Origin of the sequence: Streptomyces collinus (genome assembly GCF_031348265.1) — a bacterium.
GTDB classification, from domain to species: Bacteria; Actinomycetota; Actinomycetes; order Streptomycetales; family Streptomycetaceae; genus Streptomyces; species Streptomyces collinus.
In genome coordinates, this window is the sequence record NZ_CP133771.1 from 3,078,785 (window position 1) to 3,096,642 (window position 17,858).

The 17,858-nt window shown below is 73.0% G+C and carries 13 protein-coding genes; 5 read left to right on the forward strand and 8 right to left on the reverse strand.

Features of this window, described 5'->3' with window-relative positions:
* Positions 1 to 58 precede the first annotated feature (58 nt).
* On the reverse strand, positions 59 to 517 hold the full coding sequence (locus tag RFN52_RS13875; protein WP_311240953.1) for an NUDIX hydrolase: 459 nt from the start codon (positions 515 to 517) through the stop codon (positions 59 to 61).
* A gap of 225 nt (positions 518 to 742) precedes the next feature.
* Here RFN52_RS13875 and RFN52_RS13880 point away from each other — a divergent pair, with 225 nt between their 5' ends.
* A complete protein-coding gene (locus RFN52_RS13880) occupies positions 743 to 4,054 on the forward strand; it encodes a S8 family serine peptidase (protein WP_184846422.1) in 3,312 nt (1,103 codons plus the stop codon).
* 100 nt (positions 4,055 to 4,154) lie between these two features.
* On the opposite strand, the gene RFN52_RS13885 is transcribed toward RFN52_RS13880, so the two are convergent.
* Positions 4,155 to 4,967, reverse strand: coding sequence for a hypothetical protein (locus RFN52_RS13885; RefSeq protein WP_311240954.1), 813 nt, complete (start codon positions 4,965 to 4,967; stop codon positions 4,155 to 4,157).
* 1 nt (position 4,968) lies between these two features.
* Positions 4,969 to 5,598: a sigma-70 family RNA polymerase sigma factor gene (locus RFN52_RS13890; protein ID WP_374050216.1), complete on the reverse strand. Its 630-nt coding sequence runs from the start codon at positions 5,596 to 5,598 to the stop codon at positions 4,969 to 4,971.
* A 348-nt stretch (positions 5,599 to 5,946) separates the two neighbouring features.
* On the opposite strand from RFN52_RS13890, the gene RFN52_RS13895 reads away from it, so the two are divergent.
* Positions 5,947 to 6,963: an aspartate-semialdehyde dehydrogenase gene (locus tag RFN52_RS13895; RefSeq protein ID WP_184846424.1), complete on the forward strand. Its 1,017-nt coding sequence runs from the start codon at positions 5,947 to 5,949 to the stop codon at positions 6,961 to 6,963.
* Here RFN52_RS13895 and RFN52_RS13900 read toward each other — a convergent pair.
* A complete protein-coding gene (locus RFN52_RS13900; RefSeq protein WP_184846426.1) occupies positions 6,960 to 7,493 on the reverse strand; it encodes a DUF1203 domain-containing protein in 534 nt (177 codons plus the stop codon). The genes RFN52_RS13895 and RFN52_RS13900 overlap by 4 nt on opposite strands.
* Positions 7,494 to 7,708: 215 nt before the next feature.
* Here RFN52_RS13900 and pepN point away from each other — a divergent pair, with 215 nt between their 5' ends.
* Positions 7,709 to 10,288, forward strand: coding sequence for an aminopeptidase N (gene pepN / locus RFN52_RS13905; RefSeq protein WP_184846428.1), 2,580 nt, complete (start codon positions 7,709 to 7,711; stop codon positions 10,286 to 10,288).
* A gap of 151 nt (positions 10,289 to 10,439) precedes the next feature.
* Here pepN and RFN52_RS13910 read toward each other — a convergent pair whose 3' ends face one another.
* Complete coding sequence (locus RFN52_RS13910; protein ID WP_184846430.1) at positions 10,440 to 11,366, reverse strand: EamA family transporter; 927 nt, start codon at positions 11,364 to 11,366, stop codon at positions 10,440 to 10,442.
* A gap of 106 nt (positions 11,367 to 11,472) precedes the next feature.
* Here RFN52_RS13910 and RFN52_RS13915 point away from each other — a divergent pair, with 106 nt between their 5' ends.
* Positions 11,473 to 11,985, forward strand: a complete 513-nt coding sequence (locus RFN52_RS13915) for a MarR family winged helix-turn-helix transcriptional regulator (RefSeq protein WP_184846432.1) — start codon at positions 11,473 to 11,475, stop codon at positions 11,983 to 11,985.
* A gap of 56 nt (positions 11,986 to 12,041) precedes the next feature.
* On the opposite strand, the gene RFN52_RS13920 is transcribed toward RFN52_RS13915, so the two are convergent.
* From RFN52_RS13920 to RFN52_RS13930, 3 genes are all read right to left on the reverse strand, one after another.
* Entirely contained in the window at positions 12,042 to 12,329 is a 288-nt protein-coding gene (locus RFN52_RS13920) for a hypothetical protein (protein ID WP_184846434.1), read from the reverse strand.
* Between the two features lie 63 nt (positions 12,330 to 12,392).
* On the reverse strand, positions 12,393 to 14,498 hold the full coding sequence (gene malQ, locus RFN52_RS13925) for a 4-alpha-glucanotransferase (protein WP_184846436.1): 2,106 nt from the start codon (positions 14,496 to 14,498) through the stop codon (positions 12,393 to 12,395).
* Positions 14,499 to 14,756, reverse strand: coding sequence for a hypothetical protein (locus tag RFN52_RS13930; protein ID WP_184846438.1), 258 nt, complete (start codon positions 14,754 to 14,756; stop codon positions 14,499 to 14,501).
* A gap of 224 nt (positions 14,757 to 14,980) precedes the next feature.
* Here RFN52_RS13930 and RFN52_RS13935 point away from each other — a divergent pair, with 224 nt between their 5' ends.
* Complete coding sequence (locus RFN52_RS13935) at positions 14,981 to 17,836, forward strand: glycoside hydrolase family 84 protein (RefSeq protein WP_184846439.1); 2,856 nt, start codon at positions 14,981 to 14,983, stop codon at positions 17,834 to 17,836.
* Positions 17,837 to 17,858 lie beyond the last annotated feature (22 nt).

Sequence of the window (17,858 nt, forward strand, 5' to 3'; positions counted from 1 at the left end):
TACGGCCCGGAGCCGGTCACGCGGCGTTCACCTTCCGGGGTACTGCACCGGGGGCGTGCTACTCCGGGACGTCGGCCAGCCGTCCGGTGACCGGGCGTTCGCGCCACATCCGCAGGGCGATGTCGACCATCGAGATCCGCACCAGCCCGGGCACCGCGTCCAGGTCGTGCCAGGCGGCGAGGTCGGTGGAGCCGTTCACCTCGTTGCGCAGTTCGCCGCCGGTGATGCGGCCCTCGTAGACGAACCGGACGCCGTGATGGTCGACGGCCGGCCCGAAGCCGTTGCGGAAGACGCGGTGCGAGGAGTTCACGCCGAGCAGCCCGGTCACCTCGATGCGGTAGCCGGTCTCCTCCTCCACCTCCCGCCGGACGGTGTCGTAGGGATCCTCGCCGTGCTCCATGCCGCCGCCCGGCACGACCCACTCGGGCGTGCCGTCCTGGGCGGGTGAGCGGGCGAGCAGGATCTGTCCGTCCCGGACGCATATGGCGTAGGCCGCCACCCTCAACTTCTGTCGCACTCCGGGACGTTAACCGATTTCTTTGCCACCTTCAGGACTGATGCTCACAAATCGCATCGCGGGTTTTCCCCATACATCCATCTCGTTTCGGTCAACACTCCCCAAAGGAGTTCACCTTGCGTAAGGCTGTGCGATCGTCCGGGCTTGCCGTTCGGACCGTCTGCGACCAGGACCGATCGGGCCCCGGTCGCTTCCCGCTCGTTCCTTTACCTACAAGGGATGCCGATGACCCCTCCCACCCCGCGCGATCAGATATCGGGCCCGAGACGTGTGGCACGCATCGCCGTGGCCGCCGGTCTCGTCGCCGCGCTCTCCGCGGCCGGGCCGATCCCCATGGCGTTCTCCGCCGACGGCCCGGGCGCGGACGCCCCGGCCGAGCCGAGCGTCAAGTCCGCGCACGCCAAGCTCGGTTCGGACGACGCGGACCTGCTCGCGGAGGCCAAGGCCGACGGCGACAAGACCGTCACGATGATGATCGCCACCGCGCCCGGGAAGACCGAGCAGGTCGCCGGGCAGCTGGACGCGGTCAAGGGCGGCTCGGTCGGCCGGGCCGACGACAAGCTCGGCTACGTCCGCGCCACCGTCCCGACGGCCAAGGCCGACTCGGCGATCGCCGCCGCCGCCAAGCTGTCCTCCGTGCACGGCATCGACCTGCGCGAGGAGATCCCGCTGGACGACCCGGCACCGAGCGCGGACACCGCCAAGGGCGCCAAGGCCGCGAAGGGGACCTACCCGGCGCCGGGGAAGAAGACCCCGGCCGAGAACCCGTACAACCCGTCCTTCGAGACGGGCGCGGTCGACTTCGTCGAGGACCACCCGAAGGCGGACGGCCGCGGCGTCACCATCGGCATCCTGGACTCCGGCGTGGACCTCGGCCACCCGGCGCTGCAGAAGACGACGACCGGTGAGCGGAAGATCGTCGACTGGGTGACGGCGACCGACCCGATCATCGACAACGACAACACCTGGCGCCCGATGGTCTCGGCCGTCTCCGGCCCGGCCTTCACCTACCAGGGCCAGTCGTACAAGGCGCCGGCGGGCTCGTACGCCGTCAGCCTCTTCAAGGAGTCGTACACCACCGGCGGCGACGCGGCGGGCGACGCCAACCGGGACGGCGACACCACCGACGTCTGGGGCGTGCTCTACGACGCCGCGGCCGGCACGGTCCGGGTCGACCTGAACAACAACAACGACTTCGCCGACGACGCCCCGATGAAGCCGTACAAGGACGGCCACCAGGTCGGGTACTTCGGCACCGACAACCCGGCCACCGACGTCGCCGAGCGGCAGCCGTTCGTCGTGGAGATCCGCAAGGACGTCCCGATGGACCCGCTGGGCGGCACCTGGGTCGGCAAGAAGTCCGACTTCGTCAACATCGGAGTCATCGAGTCCGAGCACGGCACGCACGTCGCCGGCATCACCGCCGCCAACGGCCTGTTCGGCGGGAAGATGGACGGTGCCGCTCCGGGCGCCAAGCTGGTCTCCTCGCGCGCCTGCACCTGGTCCGGCGGCTGCACCAACGTGGCGCTCACCGAGGGCATGATCGACCTCGTCACCAAGCGCGGTGTCGACATCGTCAACATGTCCATCGGCGGCCTGCCGGCGCTGAACGACGGCAACAACGCGCGCGCCGAGCTGTACACGCGGCTCATCGACACCTACGGCGTCCAGCTGGTGATCTCCGCGGGCAACTCCGGCCCCGGTGCCAACACCATCGGCGACCCGGCCCTGGCCGAGAAGGTCATCTCGGTCGGCGCGTCCGTCTCCAAGGAGACCTGGGCCGCCAACTACGGCTCGGTCGTGGAGAAGAAGTACGCGATGATGCCGTTCTCCTCGCGCGGCCCGCGTGAGGACGGCGGCTTCACGCCGACCCTGGTCGCCCCGGGCGCGGCGATCAACACCATCCAGACCTGGATGCCGGGCCAGCCGGTCGCCGAGGCGGGCTACGCCCTGCCGGCCGGCTACGGCATGCTCCAGGGCACCTCGATGGCCTCCCCGCAGGCCGCCGGTGCCTCGGCGCTGCTGATCTCGGCCGCCAAGCAGAAGAAGATCGACCTCACGCCGGCGACCCTGCGCACGGCCCTCACCTCCACCGCCGACCACATCAAGGGTGTGCAGGCGTACGAGGAGGGCGCGGGCCTGATGAACATCCCCGACGCCTGGGACGCCATCCGCGACGACGCCACCTCGCACTCCTACACGGTCAAGGCGCCGGTCGACACCGCGATCGACCAGTTCCTGAAGACCCCGGGCTTCGGCACCGGCCTCTACGACCGTGAGGGCGGCCTGAAGGCCGGCCAGAAGAAGACGTACGAGATCACCCTGACCCGTACGTCCGGCGCCGACAAGGCGATCCGGCACGAGCTGCACTTCGAGAACAACGCGGGCGGCACGTTCCGCATCGTGGGCTCCGACGAGGTGAAGCTGCCGCTGAACCAGCCGGTGACCGTCAAGGTCCAGGCCGCGCCGAAGTCCGCGGGCATCAAGAGCGCGATCCTGGAGGTCGACGACCCGAAGACCGAGGGCATCGACCGCCAGGTCCTCAGCACGGCCGTGGTCTCCACGCCGCTGAAGTTCACGACCTCCGCGAAGAACTCGGTGCAGCGCAACAGCTCGCACCACTACTTCGTCACCGTCCCGGAGGGCGCGAAGACCCTTGAGGTCGCGATGAGCGGGCTGAAGGACAAGAGCCAGACCCGGTTCATCTCCATCCACCCGTACGGCGTCCCGTCCGACCCGACGTCGACGATCAACTGCTACCCGAACTACACCAACCCGGCCAACACCTGCCGCCCCGACGTGCGTTCGTACGCCAACCCGCTGCCGGGCGTGTGGGAGATCGAGGTCGAGTCGCGCCGTACGTCGCCGCTGCTCGACAACCCGTACAAGCTGGACGTCGCCGTCCTCGGCGCGGCCTTCGACCCGGAGACCGTGACCGTGCCCGAGGCGAAGGTCGGCACCCCGGCCGCCGCCTCCTGGAAGGTGACGAACGGCTTCGCCGCGCTCGACGGCAAGCTGGTGGGCGGCCCGCTGGGCTCGGCCAAGGCGACCCGCCCCTCGATCAAGCAGGGCGAGACGCAGACCACGACGGTCGAGGTGCCCGCGGGCGCGAAGTCCCTGGACGTCGCCATCGGCGGTGTCTCGGACACGGCCGCGGACCTGGACCTCGCCGTGTACGACGCGTCGGGCACGCAGGTCGGCAGCTCCGCCGACGGCGACTCGGAGGAGTCGGTCTCCATCCCCTCCCCGGCCGCCGGGAAGTACTCGATCGAGGTCGTCGGCTACTCGGTGCCGGCCGGCACCACGGAGTACGACTACCAGGACGTGTTCTTCTCCCCCTCCCTCGGCAGCGTCAGCGTCGACGGGTCGGCGCCGGTGAAGCTCGGCACGGGCGACTCCGCGACGGTCTCGGGCAGCGTCACCGCCGCGGCGGCCGCTCCCGAGGGGCGTGAGTTCTTCGGTCAGGTCCAGCTGGTCAACGCGCGCGGCACGGTCGCGGGCCTGGGCAGCGTGAAGATCGAGAAGGTTCTGCCTTAGCGGTATCGCGGCACTGGGGGGGGCGGGCGTCCGATGGGGCGCCCGCCCCTTGCCGTTCCGGAGGGCACGTTCCCGAGGGCACGTTCCTACGGGCACTTTCCTACGGGCACGGGAGCGTGCGCGAGGCGGGCAGCGCGGCGGTGATCCACGCCCGTTCGCGGGCGATCTCCTTCTCCCCGGTCGCCCACGTGTCCGGGTGGGCCTGCTCGCCGGAGATGCCGACGAGCATGTGTTCACCGGCTCGGAGCGAGGGCACGGCGCCGGTCTCCAGGGGGAAGGTGATCCGCGCCCGGCCCTTGTCGGGCTTGTAGTAGCGCGTCACGTCCAGGGTGATCCGGTCCTGGCCGGTACCGGGAACGGTCTCGACCTCGGTGACGATGCCCTCGACGACGATCCGGGCGCAGGCGAGATACCCGGCGTTGGTGAGCTTGGCGTCCTGGTCGGCGTGCTCCCGGCCGGCGGAACCGTCGGCGGCGGACGACGCGCCCTGGTCACTCCCGGCGTCCATGCCGCCGCTCTGGACGACGAGCCAGCCCATACCGATCACGAGACCGGCACCGACGGCCGCGACGAGGCCCTTCAGGGCCAGGTCCCAGGGCTTGCGCCGGCCGCGGCGCGCGGACAGCGACGTCACGGAGGCGCCGCCTCCTGCCCCCGGTCCGGGCTCGGGGCCCTGCGCAGGGACGTGGTCCGGGTCCTGCTCAGGGACGTGCCCGGGAACCGGTTCGGGCCCGGCCAGTGCCTGTCCGATGAGGCCCAGCTGCTCGCGCAGCAGCGCCACGTCGGCGGTCGCGGACCGGTACTCCGTCATGAAGGCGTCGTCCGCCAGGGCATCGTCCGGTGGCGCCTCGCCGGTGAGCACCGCCATCAGCGCGACCTCGTCGTACCCGTCCTTGCCATGCTCGGCGGTCACGTCACACCACCTCGTCCTCGTGCAGGCGGGCGCGCAGGGCCCGTACCGCCGTGTGCAGCCGGCTCTTGACCGTGCCCTCCGGGACGCCGAGCTGATCGGCGATGGACCGGACGGGCAGGTCGGCGTAGAAGCGCAGGACGACGACCTGCCGCTGGGCGTCGGGCAGCTCGTCCAGGCCCTGGGCGACGGCGACGGACAGCACGCTGCTGTCCTCGCCGGAGGGGTGCTCCGCCGGCTGGCGCAGGGCGGCCAGCCGCTCCCCGAGCCGTTCCTGGCGGCGCTTGGCCCGGTGCCAGTCCATGGCCAGGTTGGAGGCGACGACCGCCGCCCATGCCGAGACGTCCCGCGGCGCCTCCCGGCCGCTCGCGGCCCGCTCCAGCAGCCGCAGGCGGACCTGCTGCACCCCGTCCGGCAGGTCCGCCTGCGGCACCCCGCCGAGCGCGAGCACCGCCCGCACCCGGCGCTCCTGCGCCGCGTCCAGCGGATCGGCCGCGGCCGCCTGACCGGCGTTGCTCAGCCGACCGGCCTCGCTCGACGTTTCGTCCCCGCCCAGCGGACCGGCCGCGTCCCGTGGATCGTCGCCGGTCGCGGTGTGCGCCTCCCGGGCGCGCCGGGCCCTCCCGCGCAGCAGCACAAGCCACCCCCCTCGCCGTGTTTCTCCTACGACGCCGGTACGGCCCGGAACGTTCGGCCGTTTTCCCGGCGAGTGCCGCCCGGGCGACAGAGGCATACGTCACACTTCCGTGTGGCCGAGACCGACAGGGGCAGGCGAGCTTGCGGCGCACGACCCCTGCCGGACGAATTCCTCCAGCTCAGCGGGGTCGACACCGCAGGTCCGCAACCATGGAGTGGGACACGCCGTCCCACTCTCCGGGCAGACCGGGGAAAGAAGTGGACAGGCGGGCCGTGGTCGGCCGCATGATGGAAAAGCCTCGGCCAAGCAACGAGCACGTGAAGAGACGCAGGAGAGGGAGTCACCGTGAGGGTCGGAATCGTCGGAGCCACCGGACAGGTGGGCACGGTCATGCGCAGGATCCTCACGGAGCGGAACTTCCCGGTCACGGAGCTGCGCCTGTTCGCCTCGGCCCGTTCCGCGGGCACGGAGCTGGACGGCGTCACGGTGGAGGACGCGGCGACCGCCGACTACACCGGCCTGGACATCGTGCTGTTCTCCGCGGGCGGCGCGACCTCCAAGGCGCTGGCCGAGAAGGTCGCCTCCCAGGGCGCGGTCGTGATCGACAACTCCTCCGCGTGGCGCAAGCACCCGGAGGTCCCCCTGGTCGTCTCCGAGGTCAACCCGCACGCGATCAAGGACCGCCCCAAGGGCATCATCGCCAACCCGAACTGCACGACGATGGCCGCGATGCCGGTGCTGCGTCCGCTGCACGACGAGGCGGGCCTGGAAGCCCTGGTCGTCGCCACGTACCAGGCGGTCTCCGGTTCCGGCCTCGCGGGCGTCGCCGAGCTGCACGGCCAGGCGCAGAAGGTCGTCGCCGACGCCGAGAAGCTCACCCACGACGGTGAGGCGGTGGACTTCCCGGAGCCGGGCGTCTACAAGCGCCCCATCGCCTTCAACGTGCTGCCGCTCGCGGGCAGCATCGTCGACGACGGCCTGAACGAGACCGACGAGGAGCAGAAGCTCCGCAACGAGTCCCGCAAGATCCTGGAGATCCCCGGGCTGAAGGTCTCCGGCACCTGCGTGCGCGTCCCGGTCTTCTCCGGCCACTCCCTCCAGATCAACGCCCGCTTCGCCCGCCCGATCTCGGCGGAGCGCGCGACGGAGCTGCTGAAGGACGCCCCCGGCGTCGAGCTCTCCGACATCCCGACCCCCCTCCAGGCCGCCGGCAAGGACCCGTCCTACGTCGGCCGCATCCGCAGTGACGAGACGGTGGACAACGGCCTGGCCCTCTTCGTCTCCAACGACAACCTCCGCAAGGGCGCGGCGCTGAACGCCGTACAGATCGCGGAGCTGGTGGCGGCGGAGCTGAAGGGCTAGCCCCTGCCCGCCCCGTAGTCCCGGCGTACCTCGTAGAGGAAGCAGCCGTACTCGACGGCCCGGACGTGGACCAGTGCCACGGCCGGGTCGTCGAACGCTTCCGTGAGGGCCTGCTCGAAGCCGTCCGGTTCCCCGACCAGCCGCCCGCCCAGGATGTGGCCCTGCGCGGAGTAGCGGCGGACCGTGCGGTGGGCGCCGGTGAAGGGGAGGGACGCTCCGGCCGGGCCGTCGCACGGCTGCGCGTGGATGAAGACGGGGCCCACCTCGTCGTAGGCGCCCGGTGCCGCAGCCGTCTCGGCGGCCCAGCGGCGCAGGGGAGCGTAGGAGACCAGGGCGATCCGTTCGCCGGGCTCGCTGCGGCGCAGGCAGCAGCGGAGCGGGGCCCCGCCCTCGGTGTCGGTGAACGGGGTCGTGGGGCGGCCCGCGTCGTCCGTCGTGCGCAGTTCCTCCAGGGCGCGCGGAGCGATGGGGCGTGCGGTGTGCGTGGTCGCAGTCGTGGTCGTGGCAGCAGTCGTGGGCGTGGTCGTCATGCTCATCAGGCTCGTTCGCGCACCGCCGTGGCACCGGCGGGATCCGGACGTCGCGTTCCCGCGCTGAGCAAGGCCGGCAGCGCCGGCCGGGACGCGCGCGCTCGCCCCGCCCCTCGCCTGCCGAGGGGTATCCCTAGGAGACGCCCGGGTCGTCGCCTCACGCCGATCCTCCGTGGAAAGATGGCGCAACCCACCCATAACGAGGAGATGACCGCGTGCCTGGCACAAACCTGACCCGCGAAGAGGCGCAGCAGCGGGCGCAGCTGCTCGCCGTTGAGTCGTACGGGATCGAGCTCGATCTCTCCGGCGCGCAGGAGGGCGGCACCTACCGGTCCGTGACCACGGTGCGCTTCGACGTGACGGCCGAGAACGGCGCGGAGTCGTTCATCGACCTGGTGGCGCCGGCCGTGCACGAGGTGACCCTGAACGGGGACTCCCTCGACCCGGCCGAGGTCTTCGCGGACTCGCGGATCGCCCTGCCCGGTCTGCTCCAGGGCCGCAACATCCTCCGGGTCGTCGCCGACTGCGCGTACACCAACACGGGTGAGGGCCTGCACCGGTTCGTCGACCCGGTCGACGACCAGGCATACCTCTACACCCAGTTCGAGGTGCCGGACGCCCGCCGGGTGTTCGCGAGCTTCGAGCAGCCGGACCTCAAGGCGACCTTCCAGTTCACCGTGAAGGCGCCCGAGGGCTGGACGGTCATCTCCAACTCGCCGACGCCCGAACCGCAGGACAACGTCTGGGAGTTCGAGCCGACACCGCGCATCTCGTCGTACATCACGGCGCTGATCGTCGGCCCGTACCACTCGGTGCACAGCGTGTACGAGAAGGACGGCCAGTCCGTCCCGCTCGGTATCTACTGCCGTCCCTCGCTCGCCGAGTACCTCGACTCGGACGCGATCTTCGAGGTGACCCGGCAGGGCTTCGAGTGGTTCCAGGAGAAGTTCGACTACGCGTACCCGTTCGAGAAGTACGACCAGCTGTTCGTGCCGGAGTTCAACGCGGGCGCGATGGAGAACGCGGGCGCGGTGACCATCCGCGACCAGTACGTGTTCCGCTCGAAGGTGACGGACGCGGCGTACGAGACGCGCGCGGAGACCATCCTGCACGAGCTGGCCCACATGTGGTTCGGCGACCTCGTGACGATGGAGTGGTGGAACGACCTGTGGCTGAACGAGTCGTTCGCCACGTACACCTCGATCGCCTGCCAGGCGGCGCACCCCGAGTCGCGCTGGCCGCACTCCTGGACCACGTTCGCCAACTCCATGAAGACGTGGGCGTACCGGCAGGACCAGCTGCCGTCGACGCACCCGATCATGGCCGAGATCAACGACCTGGACGACGTGCTCGTCAACTTCGACGGCATCACGTACGCGAAGGGGGCTTCCGTTCTGAAGCAGCTCGTCGCATACGTCGGCGAGGACGAGTTCTTCCGCGGCGTGCAGGCGTACTTCAAGGCGCACGCGTACGGCAACACCCGCCTGTCCGATCTACTGGGCGCCCTGGAGACGACGTCCGGCCGTGATCTGAAGGCCTGGTCGAAGGCGTGGCTGGAGACGGCGGGCATCAACGTCCTGCGTCCCGAGATCGAGACGGACTCGAACGGCGTCATCACCTCCTTCTCGATCCGCCAGGAGGCCCCGGCCCTGCCCGCCGGCGCCAAGGGCGAGCCGACGCTGCGCCCGCACCGGATCGCCGTCGGCCTGTACGAGCTGGACGACGACAGCGGCAAGCTGGTCCGCGACGAGCGCATTGAGCTGGACGTGGACGGCGAGCTGACCGCCGTACCGCAGCTGGTGGGCCGGCGCCGCCCGGCCGTGATCCTGCTCAACGACGACGACCTGTCGTACGCGAAGGTCCGCCTGGACGAGCAGTCCCTGGCCTTCGTCACGGAGCACCTGGGCGACTTCGAGTCGTCCCTGCCGCGCGCCCTGTGCTGGGCGTCGGCCTGGGACATGACGCGTGACGCCCAGCTCGCGGCCCGCGACTACCTGTCCCTGGTGCTGTCCGGCATCGGCAAGGAGTCGGACATCGGCGTGGTGCAGTCGCTCCAGCGCCAGGTGAAGCTGGCGATCGACCTGTACGCCGACCCGGCCGCCCGCGAGGCGCTGCTGGCCCGCTGGACCGACGCGACGCTGGCCCACCTGCGGGCGGCGGCGCCGGGCAGCGACCACCAGCTGGCGTGGGCGCGCGCGTTCGCGGCGACGGCCCGCACCCCCGAGCAGCTGGATGTGCTCGACGCGCTGCTGGACGGCTCGCAGACCGTGGAGGGCCTGGTCGTCGACACGGAACTGCGGTGGGCGTTCGTGCAGCGGCTCGCCGCGGTCGGCCGGTTCGACGAGGCGGAGATCGCGGGCGAGTACGAGCGCGACCGCACGGCCGCCGGTGAGCGTCACGCGGCCACGGCCCGGGCGGCCCGTCCGACCGAGGAGGCCAAGGCGGAGGCGTGGGCGTCGGTCGTCGACTCCGACAAGCTGCCGAACGCCGTGCAGGAGGCGGTCATCGGGGGCTTCGTCCAGACCGACCAGCGTGAGGTGCTCGCCCCGTACGCGGACCGGTACTTCGAGGTGGTCAAGGACATCTGGCAGTCCCGCTCCCACGAGATGGCCCAGCAGATCGCCGTCGGCCTCTACCCGACGGTCCAGGTCTCCCAGGAGACCCTGGACAAGACGGACGCCTGGCTGGCCTCGGCCGAGCCGAGCGCGGCCCTGCGCCGGCTGGTCTCGGAGTCCCGCGCGGGCGTCGAGCGCGCCCTGCGGGCCCAGCGGGCGGACGCGGCGGCCGGGGAGTAACGGGCCACGCACCAGCGGCTGGGGGCGCCCGGCTCGTGCCGGGCGCCCCTTCGTCTGCCCTCCGGCCCGCCCGGGACCGGTCCCGACCGGCCCTACCCGCCCCGGCCCACCCCCGTTGCGGACAGGCCGATCCGGCTCCACCCGCCCCGGCCTACCGCCGGGCGGACGAGCCGATCGGGACCGCCGTGGCATTCCTCCCTGCCGGGCCGGGGGTTCGCGGCGGCCGCGTGACGAACTGCCCCGCCACCGTCGCCCCGAACGCCAGCCCCATGCCGACCAGTTGCACCGGCGTCAGCGCCTGCCCGAGCGCCGCCCAGCCGACGACGGCCGCGGTCAGCGGGGAGAGCGGGCCGAGGAAGGTGACCTGGGTGGCGGTCATGCGGCCGATGCCGCGGAACCACAGCCAGTACGCGAGGGCCGTGTTCGCGACGGCGAGGTAGAGGTAGCCGCCGACCGCCGGGCCGTCGAGCGCCGGGGGCGCCCCTTCCACCAGGAAGGCGAGCGGCGCGATCAGCAGGCCTCCCGCGGTCAGCTGCCAGCCGGTGAGGGCCAGCGGCCCGACGCCCTCGGGGCGGCCCCAGCGCTGGGTGAGCACCGTGCCGGTCGACATCGACGCCGTGGAGGCGACGGCCGCCAGCAGACCGAGCGTGTCCAGCGACCCGGCCGCCTTCAGCACGACGAGGCTGACGCCGAACGCGGCCACGGCCCCGGTCACCAGCGTGCGCGCCGACGGCCGCTGCCCGAGCAGCAGGACCGACAGGCCGGCCACGAACAGCGGCCCGGCCGAGCCGACCACCGCCGCCAGCCCGCCGGGCAGCCGGTACGCGGAGAGGAACAGCAGCGGGAAGAAGGCGCCGATGTTCAGAGCGCCGAGCACCGCCGCCTTCCACCACCAGGCGCCGCGCGGCAGCACCCGGGCGAGGGCGAACAGCAGCAGGCCGGCGGGCAAGGCGCGCACCAGGGCGGTGAACAGGGGGCGGTCGGGCGGGAGGAACTGGGTGGTGACCGCGTAGGTCGTGCCCCAGGAGACGGGCGCGAGGGCGGTGAGGGTGATGAGGGCCGGTCGGGAGATGGCCATGGGAAGCACCCTTCGAAGTAGGTCGGCAGAAAGTAGCTTACTGCTAAGCAACTTTCAGTCAAGCTACTTTCTTGCGGGTCACCGAGAGGCGGTCGATACTCGTGACATGAGCGAACGCCCGGAGCAGCGCAAGGACCCCGTCGACGCGATCATCGGCCAGTGGGCGACGGTCCGGCCCGACCTCGACACCGCCGCCATGGAGGTCTTCGGCCGGATCAACCGGCTCTCGCACGCGATCGGCGAGCGGGTGGGCCAGGCCTATGCGAAGTTCGGCGTCTCACGCGGGGAGTTCGACGTCCTGGCGACCCTGCGCCGCTCCGGCGAGCCCTACACGCTCTCGCCCCGGCAGCTCTCCGCGACGCTGATGCTCACCACCGGCGGCATGACGGGACGCCTGGACAAGCTGGAGCGGGCGGGGCTGCTGCGCCGCTCCCCCGACCCGCACGACCGGCGCGGGCTGCAGGTCACGCTCACGGACGAGGGACTCGCACTGGTCGACGAGGCGGTCGGAGCGGGGCTGGCGGTGCAGACGGAGGCCCTGTCAGTCCTGGGCGCGGAGCGGGCCGGGCAGCTGGCCGGTCTGCTGCGGGACCTGCTGGCCGGGACGGACAGGTCCTGACACGTCGAGGGCGCCGTCGCGGATGTCGCGACGGCGCCCTCGACGAGGAACGCGGATCAGGCCTTGACTTCGCTCTTCGCCTCGGCCTTGGTGGCGATGTTGGAGCTGGTCGGGTCCTTCTTCTTGTGCGTCTTGTCGCCGATCACCACCAGTGCGTGGATGACCAGGTACAGCGCGATCGGGGCCACGACGAAGAGGCCCAGCGTCTCGATGACGCTCAGGCCCGGGCCGGGGTCGTCACCGTCGTCGCGGGTGAGCGCGCTCGCGGGGGACGACATGAGCAGCATCATCAGCGTCGTACCGGCTGCCAGGGCGCCGGCGCGCAGGGCGTTCTTCTTGTCCACGGTGTCAAAATATCCAACGCCGACCAGGGACGCGCGCCCGGGGTGCCGTAAGAGGCCCTCGGCTCATGACCCACCGTCCCCGACCTCGTGCCCGTCGCCCCTGAGCACCTCCATCAGCGCGCGCAGCCGCGGCGAGGCCGCCAGGTCCTCCAGCGTCACCGGCCGTCCCTGCGCGTCCGCGATCGGCAGGCGCCAGTTCGGATACTGGTCCCAGGTGCCGGGCAGGTTCTGCGGGCGGCGGTCGCCGACGCCGTCCGGGAGCCAGACGCCGACCATGCGGGCCGGGGTGCGCAGCAGGAAGCGGTGGACGGCCTGGATCTCGGCCTCCTCCGACGACGTGTCGCCACCGCCGCCCGTGCCGTGCAGCAGGCCGAGCCGGGAGAGCAGGGACAGCCACTCCCCCGCGTCGGCGGCGGCCTCGGCGCGCTCCTCCTCCAGGGGTCTGGTCAGCAGGCCCAGGCTGTCGCGCAGTTCGACGTGCTCGCCGGTGAGGCGGGCGGCCGTGGAGGGCAGGTCGTGGGTGGTGGCGGTGGCCAGGCAGTCGGCGCGCCAGTCGTCGGGGGGCAGGGGGCGGCCGTCGCCGTCCCAGTCGCGTTCGAACCACAGCACGGACGTGCCGAGCACTCCGCGCTCGCGCAGGGCCTCGCGCACGCCGGGTTCGACGGTGCCGAGGTCCTCGCCGATCACCAGCGCCCCGGCCCGGGAGGCCTCCAGGACGAGGACGGCGAGCATGGCCTCGGCGTCGTAGCGGACGTAGGTGCCCTCCGTGGGCGGGTGACCCTGCGGGACCCACCAGAGGCGGAACAGGCCCATGACGTGGTCGATGCGCAGGGCTCCCGCGTAGCGGAACAGGGCGCGCAGCAGGTCGCGGAACGGGGCGTAGCCGGACTCGGCGAGGCGGTCGGGGCGCCAGGGCGGCAGGCCCCAGTCCTGGCCGCGGGCGTTGAAGGCGTCCGGTGGGGCGCCCACCGACATGCCGGCGGCGAAGTACTCCTGCTGGGCCCAGGCGTCGGCGCCGCCGGGGTGGACGCCGACCGCGAGGTCGTGCACGATCCCGACGGGCATCCCGGCCTCGCGCCCGGCGCGCTGCGCGGCGGTCAGCTGGGTGTCCGTGAGCCAGGCCAGCCGGGACCAGAAGTCGACCCGGTCCATCAGGCCGTTGCGGGCCCGGGTCGTCTCGGCCGAGCGCGGGTCGCGCAGGCCGGTCGGCCAGCGGTGCCAGTCCGAGCCGTGCACCTCGGCGAGGGCGCACCAGGTGGCGTGGTCCTCCAGGGCCTGGCCCTGCCCGGCGAGGAAGTCGCAGTAGGCGGCGCGCCGGCCGGGGCCGAGCGGAACCTCGCCGAGCAGCTCCAGCGCCTCCCGCTTGAGCTCCCACACGGCGTCCCGGTCGATCAACGCGCCCTGCCGCAGCACCGCTTCGCGCAGCCGGCCGGATCTCTCCAGCAGGGCGCGCAGCCGCTCGGGGTCCTCGGCGTAGGCGGCTTCCGGGATGTCCTCGATACGCAGGTGTACGGGGTCGGGGAAGCGGCGCGAGGAGGGACGGTACGGAGAGGGGTCGGTGGGGGTTCCGGGCACGGCCGCGTGCAGCGGGTTGACCTGGACGAATCCGGCGCCGAGCGACCGCCCGGCCCAGCCGGCCAGCTCGGCGAGGTCACCGAGGTCGCCCATGCCCCAGGAGCGGCGGGACAGCAGCGAGTAGAGCTGGACGAGGAGTCCGTAGGAGCGTCCGGCGGGGGCGGGCAGGCGGGGCGGGGCGACGATCAGGTGGGCGGTGGCGGTGCGGCCGTCGGGGGTGGTCGCGGTCAGCCGGTGGACGCCGGGCGGGAGACCGTCCGCCGAGGCGCGGCTCTCACCCTGCTCGGTGTCGATCCGCAGCCGGGTTCCGCCGGGGAGCGCGGCCAGGGCGGCCGGGGGGCTGCCGCTCCAGCCGACCACGGTCGGCGGCAGCAGCCGTTCGCCCAGTTCCCCCTCGCGGGCCGCGAGCGCGGCGCGTACGGCGCCGGGCGTGCTCGCGTCCACGCCGAGGGCGGCCAGGGTCAGGGTGACCGCGGTGGCCGAGGCCGCGACCGAGCGGTCCGGGGAGGGGCTGTAGGAAGTGGCGACGCCGTGCAGGACGGCGAGGCGGGACAGGTCCTCGGAGGGCGGGTCGGCCGGCCGGGGTGCGGTCATCTACATCCTCGTGAAGTCCGGGACGAAGGCCGGGGGCTCGCTGGTCAGGGGAGCGGCTTCGGCGAGCGGCGGCTCACTGGTGAGGGGCTCGGCGTCGGGCAGCGGGGGCTCGCTGGTCAGCGGCAGTTCGGTGTGGGTGCTCTCGGAGCTGAAGACGCAGTAGCGCGGGTCGTCGTGGTGGGTGTCGTCGAGGTCGGCGGACGGGTCCGCCACGGGTTTGGACGGGGCCGGGAGCGGAAGGAAAGTCATCGCAGCCACGGGGGCCTCCTTGTCGGGTACGGCTTTCAACGGGTCATCGCAGCCCTACCCAGTCGACGCGAAGGCAGACGCCCCGGACCGAACATCGTGCTCCTGCTCACATTCCACTCCCCTCCACACACTCCAGATTCCGGCATTTCACCCACAACGGCCACTCTCGTTGACACCTTCACCGGGCGGGTGGTGGGCTCGTCGTGCCGGTCGAACGCATCTGGAGGGGGCCTGTGGGACTGCGGCGTGGGAAACGGGCCGCGGCCCTCGCGGTCGCCGTCGTCGCCGGGAGCCTCGCGGCCCCGCCCGCCGCGATGTCGGCTCCGTCTCCCCCGGGTACGACCGCGACGGCCCCGACCCCCGACACCGCCGGAGCGGACCTCTCCGTCTGGCCGCGCCCCCACTCGCTGCGCGCGAACGGCGCCCCGGTCGCGGTTCCCGACGAGGTCGCCCTGATCTCCGACGCGCAGGCGGACCCCGCCGCGGTCGACGCCCTGCGCGAGCTGCTGCGGCAGGCCGGCGCCCGCCGGATCACGGACACGCCCGAGCCGGGCGCCCTGGTCGTGCGTGCCCGGACGGAGCCCGTGCGCCCGGGCGACCGGCACGCCCTCCCCGCCGGGGGATACGAACTGTCCGTGGGCACGGACGGCGTCTCCCTCACCGGCACCGGCCAGGACGGCCTCTTCCACGCCGTGCAGACACTGCGGCAGCTCCTGCGCCCCGACGGCAGGATCGCGTCGGCCGTCGTCCGCGACTGGCCCGGCACCGCCGTCCGCGGCATCACCGAGGGCTTCTACGGCACCGCGTGGACGCACCGGCAGCGGCTGGCGCAGCTGGACTTCATGGGCCGCACCAAGCAGAACCGCTACCTGTACGCCCCCGGCGACGACCTCTACCGGCAGGCCCGCTGGCGTGAGCCCTACCCGGCGCGGCAGCGGGCCGGGTTCCGGGAGTTGGCCGAGCGGGCGCGGAGCAACCACGTCACGCTCGGCTGGGCGGTGGCCCCGGGCCAGGCGATGTGCTTCGCCTCGGACGACGACGTGCGGGCGCTGACGCGCAAGCTGGACGCGATGTGGGCGCTGGGTTTCCGGGCGTTCCAGCTCCAGTTCCAGGACGTCAGCTACAGCGAGTGGCACTGCGGGGCGGACGCCGACCGGTTCGGCTCCGGCCCCGAGGCGGCGGCGCGGGCGCAGGCCCGGGCGGCGAACGCGGTGGCCCGGCACCTGGCGGAACGGCACCCCGGCGCCGCGCGCCTGTCCCTGATGCCGACCGAGTACTACGAGGACGGCACGACCGACTACCGGCGGGCGCTGGCGAACGAGCTGGCCGCGAGTGTCGAGGTGGCGTGGACGGGTGTCGGGGTGGTGCCCCGCACCATCACGGGCCGCGAACTGGCCGACGCACGCAGGGCGTTCGGGCACCCGCTGGTCACCATGGACAACTACCCGGTCAACGACTACGACCCCGGGCGCATCTTCCTCGGCCCCTACCAGGGCCGTGAGCCGGCCGTCGCGACCGGTTCGGCCGCCCTGCTCGCCAACGCGATGCAGCAGCCGGAGGCGTCCCGCATCCCGCTGTTCACCGCCGCCGACTACGCCTGGAACCCGCGCGCGTACCGCCCCGGGGAGTCCTGGCGTGCCGCGATCGCCGACCTCGCGGGCGGGGACCGGCGCCGCGAGCAGGCCCTGGCCGCACTGGCCGGCAACGACGCGTCGTCGGTCCTGGACGACGAGGAGTCGGCGTATCTGCGGCCGCTGACCGAGGCGTACTGGCGGTCCCGCACGGCCGGCGGCGCGGGCACCGACGGCGACGCCGGGCGGCGGCTGCGCGAGGCCTTCACCGTGCTGCGCGAGCTGCCCCGGCGGCTGGCCGGCACCGGCCTCGGCTCCGAGGTGGGCCCCTGGTCCGAGCAGCTGGAGGACTACGGCGAGGCGGGCACGGCCGCGCTCGGCATGCTGGACGCCCAGCGCTCCGGGGACGCGGCGGCGGCCTGGACGGCGTACCGCAGGCTCGGCGAGCTGCGGGCCCGGCTGGAGTCGGCGCCGGTCCAGGTCGGCAAGGACGTCCTGGACCCGTTCCTCCAGCGGGCGCAGAAGTCGTACACGGCCTGGTCGGGAATCGACCACGAGCCGCCCCGCAACCCCGGCGACGGCCGCACCCTGCGCCTCCCGAAGCCCCGGGCGCTGACCGCCGTGACGGCCCTGACCGAGCCGGGCACCGAGGGCGGCGTCGAGGTGCACGTGCCCGGGCAGGGCTGGCGCGGGGCGGGCCGGCTGGACCGGTCCGGGGCGACCGAGGTGCGGCTCGGGACCCGCGCCGACGCCCTGCGGGTCACCGGCCCCGCACCCTCCCGCGTGCACCACCTCATCCCCTGGTTCACCGACTCCCCCGCCGCCTCCCTCGGCCTGCCCCGCGACCGGGCGGACGTCGAGACCGGGCGGACCGAGCGGCTGACGGCCCGGCTCGGATCGCTGCGCCCCGCCGACGCCCGCGGCAGGCTGATCGTCGAGGCGCCCGAGGGCGTCCGCGTCCGGGGGCCGAAGGGCGAGCTGACCGTGCGGCGCGGCACGACGGTGGAGGTCCCGGTCGAGGTGACCGTGGAGCGCGGCACCCCGATGCGGTCCTACGACGTCCGGCTCGGATTCGCGGGGGCGGACCGCACCCTCGCCGTCCGGGCCGTCCCGCCCACCGGCGGCCCCGACCTGGCCCGCACCGGCACCGCCCGCTCCTCGGGCGACGAGACGCCCGACTTCCCCGCGCGCGCGGCGAACGACGGCGATCCGGAGACCCGCTGGTCGTCCCCGGCCGAGGACGGCGCGTGGTGGCAGGTCGAGCTGGCCCGCCCGGCGCGGCTCGGCCGGGTCGCGCTGCACTGGCAGGACGCCCACCCCTCGGCCTACCGCGTCCAGGTCTCCCCGGACGGCCGCCGCTGGCGCACCGCCGCCACGGTCCGGGACGGCCGGGGCGGCCGGGAGGACGTCCGCATGGACGAGAAGGACGTGCGCTTCGTGCGCGTGCAGGGCGACAAGCGGGCGACCCCGTACGGGTATTCGCTGTGGTCGGCGGAGGCGTACGCCGTCGCGCCGTGAACCGGCGCCACCGGGGCCGTCG